The sequence below is a fragment of the Prevotella sp. E15-22 genome, from assembly GCF_023204875.1.
Classification (GTDB): Bacteria; Bacteroidota; Bacteroidia; order Bacteroidales; family Bacteroidaceae; genus Prevotella.
Genome location: NZ_CP096247.1, coordinates 2,806,813 through 2,822,906 on the forward strand (window position 1 = coordinate 2,806,813; position 16,094 = coordinate 2,822,906).

The window sequence follows — 16,094 nt, forward strand, 5'->3', positions numbered from 1 at the left end:
TCTAATATGATAAAACGTTTTAGTTCTCTTCGATCACAGCTTCTCCTGTGAAGTCAAGCACATTCTTGCGATTAGCCTGCATGCGCTCGTACTCTTCCTTTGAACCAACAATAATCTTCTCGAACTCGCGAAGACCAGTACCAGCAGGAATCAGGTGACCGCAAATCACGTTCTCCTTCATACCCTCCAGGTGATCCTGCTTGCCGCGGATAGCAGCTTCGTTCAGAACCTTCGTGGTTTCCTGGAACGATGCAGCCGACATGAACGACTTGGTCTGCAATGCAGCACGAGTGATACCCTGCAGAATCTGTGTAGATGTAGCGGGCACAGCATCGCGAACCTGTACGGTTCTCAAGTCACGACGCTTCAGAGAAGTGTTCTCATCACGCAGACGACGAGCAGTCACAATCTGACCAGCCTTCAGGTTCTCAGAGTCACCTGCATCGGTAACCACCTTCTTACCCCAGATACGGTCGTTCTCCTCAGCGAAGTCGAGCTTGTCGACAATCTCCTGCTCGAGGAATGAAGTATCACCGGGATCGTTGATCTGTACCTTACGCATCATCTGACGAACGATAATCTCAAAGTGTTTATCGTTAATCTTGATACCCTGCAGACGGTACACGTCCTGAACCTCGTTCACGATATACTCCTGTACAGCGGTGGGACCCTTAATAGCGAGGATATCGCTCGGGGTAATTGCACCATCCGACAGAGGAGTACCGGCACGTACAGCGTCGTGCTCCTGCACCAGGATTTGCTTAGACAGCGAAACAAGATACTTACGCTGGTCGCCAGCCTTTGATGTAACAATAATCTCACGGTTACCACGCTTCACCTTACCCATGGTTACCTCACCATCGATTTCTGATACGACAGCAGGGTTAGATGGGTTACGAGCCTCGAACAACTCGGTGACACGAGGCAGACCGGCGGTAATATCACCACCCTTAGCAGCTGCACGAGGAATCTTAACGAGCGTCTCACCAGTCTTCACTGTCTGACCGTCCTCAACAACCACGTGACCACCCACAGGGAAGTTATAAGTACCAATCTTCTCGCCATTGGCATCCAGCACATCACAGGTAGGCACCTTTGTCTTATCCTTCGACTCGGTAACGATCTTCTCGGTCAGACCGGTTGTTTCGTCGGTCTCGGCACGGAAGGTTACACCTTCGATAACATCATTAAACTTCAGTGTACCTGCATATTCAGTTACGATGACGGCATTGAAGGGATCCCACTGGGCAATCTTCTCACCCTTGCTAATCACATCGCCATTCTTAAAGTAGAGTGACGAGCCATAAGGCAAGTTCACCGTAGACAGAACAATCTTAGTATTAGGATCAACGAAACGCATTTCACCCAGACGGCTCACTACCATCTCGCACTCGCGACCATCCTCATCAAATGGAACGGTACGAACCTCTTCGAATTCAATACGGGCAGACTCATACTTGCAGACGATGCTCGCATTGGCTGCTGCGTTGGCAGCCACACCACCGGCGTGGAACGTACGCAGAGTCAGCTGAGTACCAGGCTCACCAATAGCCTGAGCAGCAATCACACCGACAGCCTCACCCTTCTGAACCATGCGACGGGTAGCCAGGTTACGACCGTAACACTTGCGGCAAACACCCTTCTTCGACTCACAAGTCAGTACAGAACGAATCTCAACCATCTCGATCTCAGCCTTTTCGATCTCGTCGGCCAGAGCCTCAGTGATTTCCTCACCAGCAGGAACAATAACGTCGCCAGTCTTGGGGTTCACCACATCGTGTACACTCACACGACCAAGGATACGCTCAGACAGAGAAGAGATAATCTCGTCACCACTCTTCAAGGCAGTGCACTCCAATCCACGCAATGTACCACAGTCTTCCTCGTTGATAATCACATCGTGAGAGACGTCCACCAGACGACGGGTCAGGTAACCAGCGTCGGCAGTCTTCATGGCCGTATCAGCCAGACCCTTACGAGCACCGTGAGTAGAGATGAAGTACTCCAGCACAGACATACCCTCCTTAAAGTTCGAAAGGATTGGGTTCTCAATAATCTGGTGACCCTCGGCACCGGCTTTCTGAGGCTTAGCCATCAGACCACGGATACCAGAGAGCTGCTTAATCTGGTCCTTACTACCACGGGCACCAGAGTCAAGCATCATGAACACAGCGTTGAAACCTTGGTCGGCCTCGGTCATTTCCTTCATCAGAATATTACCGATATCATTGTTCACGTGCGTCCAAGTATCAATAACCTGGTTATAACGCTCGTTGTCAGTAATAAAGCCCATGTTATAGTTGTCAGTAATCTGCTGTACCTCTTCATTACCCTTAGCAATCAGGTCAGCCTTCTCCTTAGGAATAATGATATCGTCGAGGTTGAACGACAGACCTGCCAGATATGCCATACGATAACCCAGGTTCTTAATACCATCCAAGAACTCACATGCCTCGGCAAAACCAACGTTCTTAATTACGTCGGCAATGATATCGCGCAAAGACTTCTTAGAGATAACCTTATTTACATAACCCACCTCAGCAGGAACGATGCCATTCACGATGACACGACCAACAGAGGTCTCTACCTGGTGACGGACCTTGATACCATCAACCACATCGTCAACCATCACCTTCACCTGAGCGTGCAAATCACACTTACCCTCGTTGTGAGCGATGATAGCCTCCTCGGGGCCATAGAATGAGAGACCCTCACCCTTAGCACCTGGACGAATCTTGGTGATATAGTACAGACCAAGCACCATATCCTGTGAAGGCACAGTGATAGGAGCACCATTAGCAGGATTCAGAATGTTATGACTCTGAAGCATCAGCAACTGAGTCTCGAGGATAGCTTCGTTTGACAGAGGAAGGTGAACAGCCATCTGGTCACCATCGAAGTCAGCGTTGAACGCGGTACAAGCCAGTGGGTGCAACTGGATAGCCTTACCCTCAATCAGCTTAGGCTGGAAGGCCTGAATACCCAGACGGTGCAGTGTTGGTGCACGGTTCAGCATCACAGGGTGACCCTTCATCACGTTCTCCAGGATATCCCAGATAACAGGCTCACGGCGGTCAACAATCTTCTTAGCGCTCTTCACCGTCTTCACGATACCGCGCTCAATGAGCTTACGGATGATGAATGGCTTATAGAGCTCAGCTGCCATCAACTTAGGCAGACCGCACTCACCCATCTTCAGCTCAGGACCTACAACGATAACCGAACGGGCTGAGTAGTCCACACGCTTACCGAGCAAGTTCTGACGGAAACGACCCTGCTTACCTTTCAGTGAGTCAGAGAGAGACTTCAGAGGACGGTTACTGTCACTCTTTACAGCGCTCGACTTACGAGAGTTGTCGAAGAGTGAGTCAACAGCCTCCTGCAGCATACGCTTCTCATTTCTGAGAATCACCTCAGGAGCATGAATCTCCATGAGTCGCTTCAGACGGTTATTACGGATAATCACGCGACGATAAAGATCGTTCAAGTCAGAAGTAGCGAAACGGCCGCCATCCAGGGGAACGAGAGGACGCAACTCAGGAGGAGTAACAGGAATAATCTTCATGATCATCCACTCAGGACGGTTAATGCCCTTCTCCACAGACGAGCGGAAAGCCTCTACCACCTGCAGACGCTTCAGAGCCTCGTTCTTACGCTGCTGTGAAGAGTCGGTGTTGGCACGGTCACGCAGTTCGTACGACAGAGAATCGAGGTCAAGCTGCTGGAGCAACTCGTAGATAGCCTCTGCACCCATCTTAGCAACGAACTTGTTGGGATCAGTATCATCCAAATAGTAGTTATCCTCAGAAAGCTGATTATCAAGGATCTCATTGTATTCCTCCTCAGACAGCAGGTCAAACTTCTGTGAGCCCAGCAGAGGATTACCCTCAGCATCCTTACGACCCTCCAGAGCACCTGGCTGGATAACGATATAGCGCTCGTAGTAGATAACAGCATCGAGCTTCTTGGTAGGCATTCCCAGCAGATAGCCGATCTTATTAGGCAGACTGCGGAAATACCAGATATGTGCCACGGGCACCACCAGCTCAATGTGACCGCTACGCTCACGACGAACCTTCTTCTCGGTCACCTCAACACCGCATCGGTCGCACACGATACCCTTATAACGGATGCGCTTGTACTTTCCGCAGGCACACTCATAGTCCTTGGTAGGACCGAATATACGCTCACAGAACAGACCATCGCGCTCGGGCTTATAGGTACGGTAGTTGATAGTCTCTGGCTTGGTAACCTCACCAAAAGAACTCTCAAGGATCTGCTCAGGCGAAGCAAGACCAATGGTAATCTTGGTGAAATTATTCTTTGTCTTTGAATCTTTCTTGAAAGCCATATTTCAATTTTCTTATTTACTTTTTTACCTTATTACCTTTAATCGAGGGTTACGCTCAGACCCAAGCCACGGAGCTCGTGCAGCAACACGTTCAGAGACTCAGGAATACCAGGAGTAGGCATGGGCTCACCCTTCACAATGGCCTCATAAGCCTTTGAGCGACCTACGGTATCATCAGACTTGATAGTCAGGATCTCCTGCAGCACATGGCTGGCACCAAAGGCCTCCAGTGCCCAGACCTCCATCTCACCGAAACGCTGACCACCGAACTGGGCCTTACCACCAAGAGGCTGCTGAGTGATGAGAGAGTACGGACCGATAGAACGGGCGTGCATCTTATCCTCAACCATGTGACCGAGTTTCAAGAAGTAAGTGATACCTACAGTAGCAGGCTGGTCGAAACGCTCACCAGTCTCACCGTCATACAGGTGAGTAGAGCAGAGACGAGGCAGACCGGCCTTGTCGGTCCAAGCAGCCAGATCGTCAAGCTTAGCACCGTCGAAGATAGGAGTAGCAAACTTCACGCCAAGACGCTTACCGGCAGCACCGAGGATAGCCTCGAAGATCTGACCGAGGTTCATACGAGAAGGCACACCCAGCGGGTTCAGAACCAAGTCAACGGGACGGCCATCCTCGAGGAATGGCATATCCTCCTGACGTACGACCTTCGACACGATACCCTTGTTACCGTGACGACCGGCGAGCTTATCACCCACACCAATCTTACGCTTTTTGGCCACATATACCTTAGCCATCTGCAGGATGCCAGAAGGCAGCTCGTCACCAATGGTGATAGCAAACTTCTTACGCTTCATCTCAGCATCAAGCAGCTTGTACTTCTTCATATAGTTGATGATGAGCTGACCAATGAGTTCATTCTTATGCTCATCATTTGTCCACTTGCTGGTCTGGATATCACCGTACTCCAAGTTCTTCAGGTTTGTCATAGTGAACTTAGAACCCTTAGAGATAACCTCTGCACCAGTATAGTCCTTCACACCCTGTGAGGTCTTACCCTTCGTGAGCTCCAGCAGCTTGTCAACCAGGATATCCTTTAGGTCGTCAACCTTAGCCTGGTACTCATCATCAATCTTAGCCAGCACGATCTTATCCTGCTGCTTGGTCTGACGAGTCTTGATAGCACGAGCGAAGAGCTTCTTATCGATAACGACACCAGTCAGTGAGGGGTTAGCCTTCAAAGAAGAGTCCTTCACATCACCTGCCTTATCACCGAAGATAGCGCGGAGCAACTTCTCCTCAGGTGAAGGATCGCTCTCACCCTTAGGTGAAATCTTACCAATCAGGATATCGCCGGGCTCTACACGAGCACCCACACGGATCACACCGTTCTCGTCCAGATCCTTGGTAGCCTCTTCACTCACATTAGGAATATCAGAGGTGAACTCCTCCACGCCACGCTTGGTCTCACGCACGTCGAGTGAGTACTCATCCACGTGAACAGAGGTCAGCACGTCCTCACGAACGATACGCTCGTTCAGCACGATAGCATCCTCATAGTTATAACCCTTCCAAGGCATGTAAGCCACCAGCAGGTTGCGACCCAGAGCCAACTCACCATTCTCAGTAGCATAACCCTCAGTCAGGATATCACCCTTCTTCACACGCTGGCCCTTATTACAGATAGGACGCAGGTCGATAGTCATGTTCTGGTTGGTACGGCGGAACTTAGCGATACGATATTCCTTCAGAGCAGGCTCGAAGCTTACGAACTCCTCATCCTCGGTGCGGTCGTAGAGAATACGGATGGTTGTAGCATCCACATACTCAATCACGCCATCACCCTCGGCGGTAACCATGGTGCGAGAATCCTCACACACCTGCTTCTCAATACCAGTACCCACAATAGGAGCCTCGTTATGGAGCAGGGGCACAGCCTGACGCATCATGTTCGATCCCATCAGTGCACGGTGAGCATCATCGTGCTCCAAGAAAGGAATCAGCGAAGCTGCGATAGAGGCAATCTGCTGAGGTGACACATCCATGAGGTTCACTTCTGTGGGAGGAACCACGGGGAAGTCAGCATCCTGACGACACTTAACGACAGGACGGATAAACGTACCATCATCGTTCAGAGGTGCATTACCCTGACCAATAATGAAGTTCTCCTCCTCCTCGGCAGTCAGATATACAATATCGTCGTTATTCAGATTGGCAATACCATTCTCCACCTTACGATAAGGAGTCTGGATAAAGCCAAGATCATTAATCTTAGCATACACACAGAGAGAAGAGATCAGACCAATGTTAGGTCCCTCAGGACTCTCAATAGGACACAGACGACCATAGTGTGTATAGTGTACGTCACGCACCTCGAAGCCAGCACGCTCACGTGACAGACCGCCAGGACCCAGAGCAGAGAGACGACGCTTGTGAGTCACCTCGGCCAGCGGGTTGGTTTGGTCCATGAATTGAGACAGAGGATTGGTTCCGAAGAACGAGTTGATAACACTCGAGATAGTCTTCGCGTTAATCAGATCCATCGGGGTGAACACCTCATTGTCACGCACGTTCATGCGCTCACGGATGGTGCGGCTCATACGAGCCAGACCGATAGAGAACTGATTAGACAGCTGCTCACCGACGGTACGTACGCGACGGTTAGACAGGTGGTCAATATCATCGACAGTAGCCTTCGAGTTGATCAACTGAATGAGATACTTGATAATCTCAATAATATCTTCCTTAGTCAGGACGCGAACATCCATTTCGGTGTCGAGACCCAACTTCTTATTGATACGGTAACGACCAACATCACCCAGGTCATAACGTTTATCAGAGAAGAACAGGTTCTGGATAACCTCACGTGCACTGGCATCATCGGCAGGATCTGCGTTACGCAACTGACGATAGATGTAAAGCACGGCCTCCTTCTCAGAGTTACTGGGGTCTTTGGCCAATGTATTGAAGATGATAGAATAGTCCTGAGCAACAGACTCGTCCTTGTGAACCAAGATGGTCTGAGCACCGCTCTCAAGAATATCCATCATGTTGTCTTCCGTGATTTCAGTCTCACGGTCCATGATGACCTCGTTACGCTCGATAGAAACAACTTCGCCAGTATCCTCATCAACGAAGTCCTCGTTCCAGCTCTTCAGCACACGGGCAGCCAACTTACAACCGATAACCTCCTTCAGAGCCTTCTTACTTACCTTAACCTCCTCGGCCAGGTCGAAGATCTGCAGGATGTCCTTATCGGTTTCAAAACCGATGGCACGCAACAGTGTAGTAACAGGCAACTTCTTCTTACGATCGATGTAAGCATACATCACGTTGTTAATGTCAGTAGCGAACTCAATCCAAGAACCCTTAAAAGGTATGATACGGGCTGAATACAGCAGTGAGCCATTAGCATGAACGCTCTGGCCGAAGAATACACCAGGTGAACGGTGCAACTGCGATACAACCACACGTTCGGCACCATTGATCACAAAGGTACCGTTAGCAGTCATGTAAGGGATAGGACCAAGGAACACATCCTGAATAACTGTACCGAAATCCTCATGATCAGGGTCAGTGCAATACAGCTTCAGCTTGGCCTTCAAAGGTACGCTATAGGTCAGACCGCGCTCCAAGCACTCGTCGATGGTGTAGCGGGGCGGGTCAATATAGTAATCCAAGAACTCAAGAACAAAGTTGTTACGAGTATCTGTGATAGGGAAGTTCTCTGCGAAAACCTTATACAGACCATCGTTCTTGCGTTCCTCAGGCGGAGTGTCCAACTGCAGGAAGTCTTTGAAAGACTTTAATTGCACATCGAGGAAATCAGGTAACGGCATCGGATTCTTGACGCTGCCAAAATTTACTCTATTGTCTATTACTTTCGAAGTCATAAATAAATGATTATTTGTTTGATCCGGAACTTCCGGGGAATCCGGGTAAACCGGACTAAGACAAGAAAAGGTTAGGAACCCTCTACTGGAGAGTCCCTAACCAAAAGTTATTGTTGTGCTTAAATTACTTCAGCTCAACTACGGCACCAGCAGCCTCGATAGCCTTCTTCAGGTTCTCAGCCTCTTCCTTAGACAGGCCTTCCTTAACAGTAGCAGGAACAGCGTCTACGAGGTCCTTAGCTTCCTTCAGACCGAGACCGCAAGCCTCTTTAACTGCCTTTACAACCTGCAACTTAGCAGCACCAGCCTCCTTCAGAATTACATCGAAAGAAGACTTCTCCTCAGCTGCGGGAGCAGCGCCACCAGCAGCAGGACCAGCAGCTACAGCAACGGCTGCAGCAGCAGGCTCAATTCCATACTCGTCCTTCAGGACTGTTGCCAACTCGTTAACTTCTTTTACAGTAAGGTTTACCAACTCTTCTGCAATAGCTTTGATATCTGCCATTTTATTTAAAATTTTAATTGTTTTTAATGTTAATGAAATTACTTTTTCGCTTATTTGTTACGCTCAGCGATAGCGTCAAGCAGACCGTGGACCTTGCCACCGGCATTCAAGCCAGAAACAACATTCTTGATCGGCGACTGCAGCAAAGCCACAACCTCGGCGATAAGCTCGTTCTTGCTCTTGATAGCAACCAACTCGGCAAGTTTGTCAGCACCAACAAAGATGCTTTCCTCGGCATAGGCACCCTTCAATGCAGGAATGCCGTCCTTCTCATATTCCTTGAGGAGTTTTGCAGGAACATTAGCTGTCTGTGCGAACATAACAGCAGTGTTACCCTTCAAGCAGTCATACAGGGGAGAGAAATCAATCTCCGAAGCCTCAAAAGCCTTGTGGAGCAGGGTGTTCTTAACAACAACCAATTTGATTTCGTTCTTGAAGCACTTGCGACGTAGGTCGCTTGTCTTCTCAGCGTTCAGTCCAGCCAGGTCGACCAGATAGAAATGAGGATACTGCTTCAGTTTCTCACCAAGTTCTACGATGATAGTATCTTTTACTTCCTTTTTCATTTGTCTAATCTTTTAACGAGTTATTCAACTGATTTAGGATCGATCTTGATACCCTTACTCATAGTGCTTGAAAGGAAGATACTCTTAATATAAGTACCCTTAGCAGCAGCAGGCTTCAACTTGATAATAGTAGCGACGAACTCCTTGGCATTCTCGAAGATCTGATCAGCGGTGAAGTTGATCTTACCGATTGATGTGTGCACGATACCGGCCTTATCAACCTTAAAGTCAATCTTACCCTGCTTTACTTCCTTAACTGCCTTGGCGACGTCCATAGTTACAGTGCCACTCTTGGGGTTAGGCATCAGTCCACGAGGACCGAGCACGCGGCCCAAAGGACCGAGCTTACCCATGCATGAAGGCATCGTAATGATCACATCAACATCAGTCCAACCGCCCTTGATCTTTTCGATATATTCATCGAGACCAACATAGTCGGCACCAGCTTCCTTAGCGGCAGCCTCCTGATCAGGAGTACAGAGAGCGAGAACGCGAGTAACCTTACCAGTACCGTTAGGCAGCGAAACAACGCCACGAACCATCTGGTTAGCCTTACGCGGGTCAACGCCCAAGCGTACATCGATATCAACAGAAGCATCAAACTTGGTTGTGGTAATTTCCTTAACCAATGCTGCAGCTTCCTTCAAAGAGTATGCTTTCCCTGCTTCAACCTTATCAGCTACCAACTTTTGATTTTTTGTCAGTTTACTCATTGTCTTAAAATTGAAGTTATTTGTTATTCACCAGGGAAATCCCCTTTTACAGTAATACCCATACTACGAGCAGTACCAGCAATCAGCTTCATAGCAGACTCAATTGTGAAACAGTTGAGGTCAGCCATTTTATCTTCTGCGATAGCGCGAACCTGATCCCATGTTACGGTAGCAACCTTCTTACGGTTAGGCTCAGCACTTCCACTCTTCACCTTCGCAGCCTCGAGCAACTGAACAGCTGCGGGAGGAGTCTTGATGACAAAGCTGAATGACTTGTCGGCGTAGTAAGTGATAACAACAGGAAGAACCTTACCTGCCTTATCCTGGGTTCTGGCGTTGAACTCTTTGCAGAATCCCATGATGTTAATACCCTTTGAACCAAGAGCAGGTCCTACGGGAGGTGAGGGATTTGCAGCGCCACCTTTAATCTGTAATTTGATTAATCCAGCAACTTCTTTAGCCATTTCTTTTTAATAATTTTGAATGTTTTGCATATAAGTCATAGAGTGGAAGCCTCTAGTGACCGTATACTAGAACGGCGCACGTAACAATTACGCTCTATTCTTTCTCTACTTGATTAAATCCAAGTTCCAAAGGTGTTTTTCGTCCGAAGATCTTAACCATCACCTTCAACTTGCGCTTCTCAGCGTTAACCTCTTCGATAATACCACTGAATCCGCTGAAAGGACCATCGGTCACCTTCACAGCCTCATCAACAGTGTAAGGTACAGTTACCTCTTCTGTTCTGATAGCAGTATCCTCAACGGTGCCAAGAATTCTATTAATATCAGCCTGACGAACAGGACTGGGATTATCCATTCCACCCAAAAAGCCAAGCACATTAGGAATAAAGCGCAGTGTATGAGCAGTCTCACCATCCAGGCGAGCCTCAACGAGAACATAGCCAGGGAGGAACAACTTCTCCTTGACCACGCGCTTTCCATTGCGAAGCTGGGCATACTTTTCTGTAGGCAGCAAAATCTGGCCTACATTTGCAGCCAGCATTTCGTTATTCTTCATCAGTGCCTCCAGATACTCCTTGACCTTAGCCTCTTTACCGCTAACAGCCTTCAGGACATACCATTTCTTTCCAGTTTCTGCCATTACCTAATCTACTATATAGCATTAGCCCGGATAAACCAGGCTCATGATTTGTTCAAATATCTTGTCCATTACGAAGACAACCAAAGCAATAATCAGCGAAGCCGACAGTACTAACACAGCACTTCCAGTGAGCTCCTTAGATGTAGGCCAAGTTACCTTATGTGCCAACTCATCATAGCACACCTGACAATACTTGAAAAACTTCTTGAAAATATTCATCTCTTTTATTATTTAGCACGGGAAGGAGGACTCGAACCCACGACCCTCGGTTTTGGAGACCGATGCTCTACCAACTGAGCTATTCCCGTAAGTAAGCCCCCACCCTAGAGCGGGGGCTTCTTTTATCTAGTGTTACTAGAATTCTTAGATGATCTAGAGATCAGAGGAGATTAGTCCTCATATACCTCAGTGATCTGGCCTGAACCTACGGTACGACCACCCTCGCGGATAGCGAAACGCAGACCCTTGTTCAGAGCAACAGCGTAGATCAGCTCAACAGTGATCTCAACGTTGTCACCAGGCATTACCATCTCAACACCCTCGGGCAGGTGAATCTCACCGGTGCAGTCCATGGTGCGGAGGTAGAACTGAGGACGATACTTGTTTCCGAATGGAGTGTGACGACCACCCTCTTCCTTCTTCAGAACGTAGATAGAAGCCTTGAACTTCTTGAAAGGCTTGATCTGTCCGGGATGGCAGAGCACCATACCACGCTTGATCTCGTTCTTATCGATACCGCGGAGCAGCAGACCTACGTTATCACCAGCCTGACCCTCATCGAGGAGCTTGCGGAACATCTCAACACCAGTTACAACTGAGTTCTTATCCTCACCAAGACCGAGCAGCTCAACAGCGTCACCAACGTGGATAACACCAGTCTCGATACGACCAGTAGCAACAGTACCACGGCCAGTGATTGAGAATACGTCCTCAACAGGCATCAAGAAAGGCTTATCGGTAGCACGAGGAGGCTCCTGGATCCAAGTGTCGCAGGTATCCATCAGCTCCATCACCTTCTGCTCCCACTTCTCAACACCGTTCAGGGCGCCAAGAGCAGAACCACGAATGATAGGAGTCTCATCCTCGAACTCGTACTGAGCGAGAATCTCCTGAACCTCCATCTCAACGAGCTCCAGCATCTCCTCATCCTCAACCATATCGCACTTGTTCAGGAATACAACCAGACGGGGAACGTTTACCTGACGAGCGAGCAGAACGTGCTCACGAGTCTGAGGCATAGGACCGTCAGTAGCAGCAACAACCAGAATAGCACCGTCCATCTGAGCAGCACCAGTTACCATGTTCTTCACATAGTCGGCGTGTCCCGGGCAGTCAACGTGAGCGTAGTGACGCAGCTTGGTCTCGTACTCAACGTGAGCAGTGTTAATAGTGATACCACGCTCCTTCTCCTCGGGAGCATTGTCAATCTGGTCGAAAGACTTAACCTCAGAAAGACCAGCCTTAGCCAGCACAGTGGTGATAGCAGCGGTCAGAGTAGTCTTACCATGGTCAACGTGACCAATTGTACCAATGTTTACGTGCGGTTTGGTACGCACAAATGTCTCTTTTGCCATTGTTTTGTTGTTTTATTAATTTTGTGAATATACTTATGTTTTTGCTCCTCCAATCGGTCCTCAGAGAGAGCTGTAACTGAGAGTTGAACTCAGGACCTCTTCCTTACCAAGGAAGTGCTCTACCACTGAGCTATTACAGCATTTTGTTTATAGAGCGGAAAACGGGGCTCAAACCCGCGACCCCCAGCTTGGAAGGCTAGTGCTCTATCAACTGAGCTATTTCCGCAAAAACCATCTCGTGAGAGTGGGTGCTGATGGATTCGAACCACCGAAGTCGAAAGACAGCAGATTTACAGTCTGCCCCATTTGGCCACTCTGGAAAACACCCAAAAGTCTTGCGTCCCAACTTGCTTTGAGCCTCTTGTCGGATTCGAACCAACGACCCCGAGATTACAAATCACGTGCTCTGGCCAACTGAGCTAAAGAGGCTTTTCTAAGCAGCCGTTCTCTATTCAGATTTACGACCTGTTGGAAAACGGCTGCAAAGTTACTACTTATTTTTGAATTACCAAAACTTTTCCTTGATTTTTTTAGTAATTTCTCAATTTTTCCTTGAATTTCTGCAATTGAGCCCTCATAGAGTCAACGCAGAGATCTATACTCTCTTCAAATGTGTCGCTAACCTTCTCTACTCTTAGTGTATTTCCAGGGACTGCCACTTGCAAACTGGCTTCCTTATTCTGGGCGGTAGCAGGCTTTACGACCTTTAATTGCACCTCTACTTTCTGTATATCTTCGTACGACTTTTCTAACTTGGCGACTTTCTTTTCGATAAACGCCTCTAACTTCTCGGTAGCGTCGAAATGGATCGACTGAATCTTAATTTCCATAGTTACCTCCTATTTTAATAAGTTAAACTATAAAGGTCTAGTCCCTAGGATGGGACTCATGATAAACTCGCTTTAGTTGTTCGAACGTGGTATGTGTGTAAATCTCGGTCGTTTCCAGGCTCTCATGTCCCAGCAACTGCCTCACACTTTCCAATCCAGCATCATGATTAAGCAATGCGGTTGCAAAACTATGCCTTAGCACATGGGGCGACTTCTTCTTTAAGGTTGTCACTTTCGAAAGACAATCCCTAACAACTTTGTACACCTCGTTTGCAGTTATCCGATTTCCCCTGGTTCCCAGGAAGAACGCAGAAGAATTTCTTTGGATTTGCTCATCACGGCAAGCCTTATACAGGCTCAGCTGTTCGGCCAACTCTTTGCCGAAGGGGATGACGCGCTGTTTATTGCGTTTACCGGTAACCTTCAACTGCATAGCAGTCAGGTCAACGTCTTTATCGTCAAGCCCCACTAGTTCGCTTCGTCGCAACCCTGCCTCATATAGAGTAATAAGAATGGTACGCGCACGTACATCTATATATGTATCACTCCATTCCGTCTGATCCAAGAGTTCGTTAAGTTCCGACTCCTTCACAAACTGCGGCAGCGGTTTCCGCTTTTTCGGACCCTTCACCATATGCGCCGGATCCCGACTGACCAACCCCCTTGCCAGGGCGAAACGGTAAAAGGATTTCAAGGCCGAAAGCCCTGTATTCACCGTCGAGGCGATATTACCCTTTTCCATCAGACTTTCCATCCACGACCGGATGACGTCGGCATCCACAGACGCCCATGTGAGCCCACCTTCTAGTCTCTCAAAGTATTGTTGGAAGTCCTTCAGACTATCCTCATACCTTTCTACTGTCAGTTCGCTGCGATTCCTTTCGTAGCGCAGATAGTTGAGAAACTGGTCAATCATAAAGCGTTGCAATCAAACTAATGTTTTCGGCAACGAATTTACGGAAATTTTATGAAACTACCAAATTTTTGAGGAAATAATTTTAATTATTCCTCAGTAGCGCGGAGCTTCTGTACGTAAACGGCGTGCTCCATCTTCAGGCGCTTCAGAACAGAAGGCTTGTCAAACTGCTGACGACGACGCAGCTCTTTCACAATACCTGTCTTCTCAAACTTTCTCTTAAACTTCTTGAGGGCCTTCTCGATGTTCTCGCCTTCTTTTACTGGTACAATAATCATACTGTTTTTTGACTTTAAATATTAAATAGTTATACATAAATGCCCGCGTGCGCACACTGCGCGCACGAAAAGCGGGTGCAAAGGTACGACTATTTTGTGAATTATCCAAGATATTTTTAATATTTTTTGCATTTAGCCTCCAAAAATGTATTATTTTTAAAGACAAAGGCCGTAAAACTAATATTTATACCAATAATATTTATTTTGGAAAAATATACGGAAATATTTGGCTATATGCAAAAAAGTTTGTAATTTTGCACCGCAATTCTGAATAAATATACTATTATGAAGGAAAAGAACAATAGACTAGAAGCCCTCCGCCTCATCATTTCGAGTCAGCAGATGGGTAGCCAAGAAGAGTTGTTAAATGCCCTGCAAAAAGAGGGTTTTCAGTTGACACAGGCCACATTAAGCCGCGATTTAAAGCAGTTAAAGGTAGCCAAGGCCGCCACCATGAGTGGAAACTACGTCTATGTACTCCCCAACGAATCCATGTACAAGCGCGTGAGCACGCCAAGTTCCGCTCGCGAGATGATGCAGATTCCCGGCTTCATTAGTATCAGTTTTTCAGGCAACATGGGCGTCATCAAGACGCGTCCAGGCTATGCCAGTGCCATTGCCTGGAATATAGACCGCGGTGACCTACCTCAAATACTTGGGACCATTGCCGGCGACGATAACATCTTTGTGGTGATAAAAGAAGGGTTCAGCCATAGAGAGGTGACGGAAGCGCTCAGCAAGGTCGTCCCTAATATGAAATGAACACAATTACTATTATAAATGGAAAAAGAAGAAATTGAAGTCCTTGTGGCTGATGTAGAACACGAGGCCTATGTAGACACCATACTTGACACCATTGCCGAGGCCGCCAAGGTACGAGGCACCGGCATTGCCAAGCGTACACACGAATACCTGGCCAAGAAGATGGCAGAAGCCAAGGCCGTCATTGCCCTTCGCAAGAGCGACGGACGCTTCGCCGGATTCAGTTATATTGAGACATGGGAGAACCAGCAGTATGTAACCACCTCCGGTCTTATCGTACATCCTGACTTCCGTGGTTTGGGATTAGCCAAGCGCATCAAGGACATGACCTTTACGTTAGCCCGCACCCGTTGGCCCCACGCCAAGATTTTCTCGCTGACCAGTGGTGCCGCAGTGATGAACATGAACACCAAGTTGGGCTATCAGCCTGTAACCTTTGCCGACCTGACCGACGATGAAGCATTCTGGAAGGGTTGCGAAGGTTGTGTCAACGTGGATGTACTGCATCGCACAGGACGCAAATACTGCATCTGCACAGCCATGCTCTACGACCCAACAGAGCATCTGCCAGCCAAGATCACAGACGACGTGCTGGCCCGCATTCGCCACCTGGATGAATTAGAAGAGAAATAAAAAAAAAGAAA

At 48.1% G+C, this 16,094-nt stretch carries 14 protein-coding genes and 5 tRNA genes; 2 read left to right on the forward strand and 17 right to left on the reverse strand.

Features of this window, described 5'->3' with window-relative positions; translation table 11 throughout:
* Positions 1 to 19: 19 nt before the first annotated feature.
* The 17 genes from rpoC to rpsU all read right to left on the reverse strand — a co-directional run bounded on the left by rpoC (position 20) and on the right by rpsU (position 14,688).
* Positions 20 to 4,351 (reverse strand): DNA-directed RNA polymerase subunit beta', encoded by a 4,332-nt coding sequence (gene rpoC / locus M1D30_RS11540; RefSeq protein ID WP_248504097.1) that lies wholly within the window; start codon positions 4,349 to 4,351, stop codon positions 20 to 22.
* Positions 4,352 to 4,389: 38 nt separating this feature from the next.
* Complete coding sequence (gene rpoB, locus M1D30_RS11545) at positions 4,390 to 8,202, reverse strand: DNA-directed RNA polymerase subunit beta (RefSeq protein ID WP_248504099.1); 3,813 nt, start codon at positions 8,200 to 8,202, stop codon at positions 4,390 to 4,392.
* A 124-nt stretch (positions 8,203 to 8,326) separates the two neighbouring features.
* Positions 8,327 to 8,707, reverse strand: coding sequence for a 50S ribosomal protein L7/L12 (rplL, locus tag M1D30_RS11550; RefSeq protein WP_248504101.1), 381 nt, complete (start codon positions 8,705 to 8,707; stop codon positions 8,327 to 8,329).
* 50 nt (positions 8,708 to 8,757) lie between these two features.
* Positions 8,758 to 9,273 carry a 50S ribosomal protein L10 gene (gene rplJ / locus M1D30_RS11555; RefSeq protein WP_248504103.1) on the reverse strand — a complete coding sequence of 172 codons (516 nt, stop codon included), beginning with the start codon at positions 9,271 to 9,273 and terminating at the stop codon, positions 8,758 to 8,760.
* Positions 9,274 to 9,293: 20 nt separating this feature from the next.
* Positions 9,294 to 9,986, reverse strand: a complete 693-nt coding sequence (rplA, locus tag M1D30_RS11560) for a 50S ribosomal protein L1 (protein WP_248504105.1) — start codon at positions 9,984 to 9,986, stop codon at positions 9,294 to 9,296.
* A 23-nt stretch (positions 9,987 to 10,009) separates the two neighbouring features.
* Entirely contained in the window at positions 10,010 to 10,450 is a 441-nt protein-coding gene (gene rplK / locus M1D30_RS11565) for a 50S ribosomal protein L11 (RefSeq protein ID WP_248504107.1), read from the reverse strand.
* A 94-nt stretch (positions 10,451 to 10,544) separates the two neighbouring features.
* Positions 10,545 to 11,090: a transcription termination/antitermination protein NusG gene (nusG, locus tag M1D30_RS11570; protein ID WP_248504109.1), complete on the reverse strand. Its 546-nt coding sequence runs from the start codon at positions 11,088 to 11,090 to the stop codon at positions 10,545 to 10,547.
* 21 nt (positions 11,091 to 11,111) lie between these two features.
* Positions 11,112 to 11,303, reverse strand: coding sequence for a preprotein translocase subunit SecE (secE, locus tag M1D30_RS11575; protein ID WP_248507836.1), 192 nt, complete (start codon positions 11,301 to 11,303; stop codon positions 11,112 to 11,114).
* Positions 11,304 to 11,325: 22 nt separating this feature from the next.
* Positions 11,326 to 11,398, reverse strand: a tRNA-Trp gene (locus M1D30_RS11580).
* 81 nt (positions 11,399 to 11,479) lie between these two features.
* Positions 11,480 to 12,664, reverse strand: a complete 1,185-nt coding sequence (gene tuf / locus M1D30_RS11585; RefSeq protein WP_248504111.1) for an elongation factor Tu — start codon at positions 12,662 to 12,664, stop codon at positions 11,480 to 11,482.
* A 68-nt stretch (positions 12,665 to 12,732) separates the two neighbouring features.
* Positions 12,733 to 12,804: transfer RNA gene (locus M1D30_RS11590), tRNA-Thr, on the reverse strand.
* 13 nt (positions 12,805 to 12,817) lie between these two features.
* Positions 12,818 to 12,890, reverse strand: a tRNA-Gly gene (locus tag M1D30_RS11595).
* A 19-nt stretch (positions 12,891 to 12,909) separates the two neighbouring features.
* A tRNA-Tyr gene (locus tag M1D30_RS11600) sits at positions 12,910 to 12,992 on the reverse strand.
* Between the two features lie 27 nt (positions 12,993 to 13,019).
* Positions 13,020 to 13,093, reverse strand: a tRNA-Thr gene (locus M1D30_RS11605).
* A 101-nt stretch (positions 13,094 to 13,194) separates the two neighbouring features.
* Positions 13,195 to 13,494, reverse strand: coding sequence for a ribosome hibernation-promoting factor, HPF/YfiA family (gene hpf / locus M1D30_RS11610; protein WP_248504113.1), 300 nt, complete (start codon positions 13,492 to 13,494; stop codon positions 13,195 to 13,197).
* Positions 13,495 to 13,531: 37 nt separating this feature from the next.
* The gene (locus M1D30_RS11615) at positions 13,532 to 14,410 is read right to left on the reverse strand and encodes a tyrosine-type recombinase/integrase (protein ID WP_248504115.1); all 879 of its coding nucleotides are present in this window, start codon (positions 14,408 to 14,410) and stop codon (positions 13,532 to 13,534) included.
* An 86-nt stretch (positions 14,411 to 14,496) separates the two neighbouring features.
* On the reverse strand, positions 14,497 to 14,688 hold the full coding sequence (rpsU, locus tag M1D30_RS11620) for a 30S ribosomal protein S21 (protein WP_248504117.1): 192 nt from the start codon (positions 14,686 to 14,688) through the stop codon (positions 14,497 to 14,499).
* Positions 14,689 to 14,973: 285 nt separating this feature from the next.
* Between rpsU and argR the strand changes: the two genes are divergently transcribed.
* Positions 14,974 to 15,450 carry an arginine repressor gene (gene argR / locus M1D30_RS11625; protein WP_248504119.1) on the forward strand — a complete coding sequence of 159 codons (477 nt, stop codon included), beginning with the start codon at positions 14,974 to 14,976 and terminating at the stop codon, positions 15,448 to 15,450.
* Between the two features lie 18 nt (positions 15,451 to 15,468).
* The gene (locus M1D30_RS11630; protein WP_248504120.1) at positions 15,469 to 16,083 is read left to right on the forward strand and encodes a GNAT family N-acetyltransferase; all 615 of its coding nucleotides are present in this window, start codon (positions 15,469 to 15,471) and stop codon (positions 16,081 to 16,083) included.
* Positions 16,084 to 16,094: the final 11 nt, after the last annotated feature.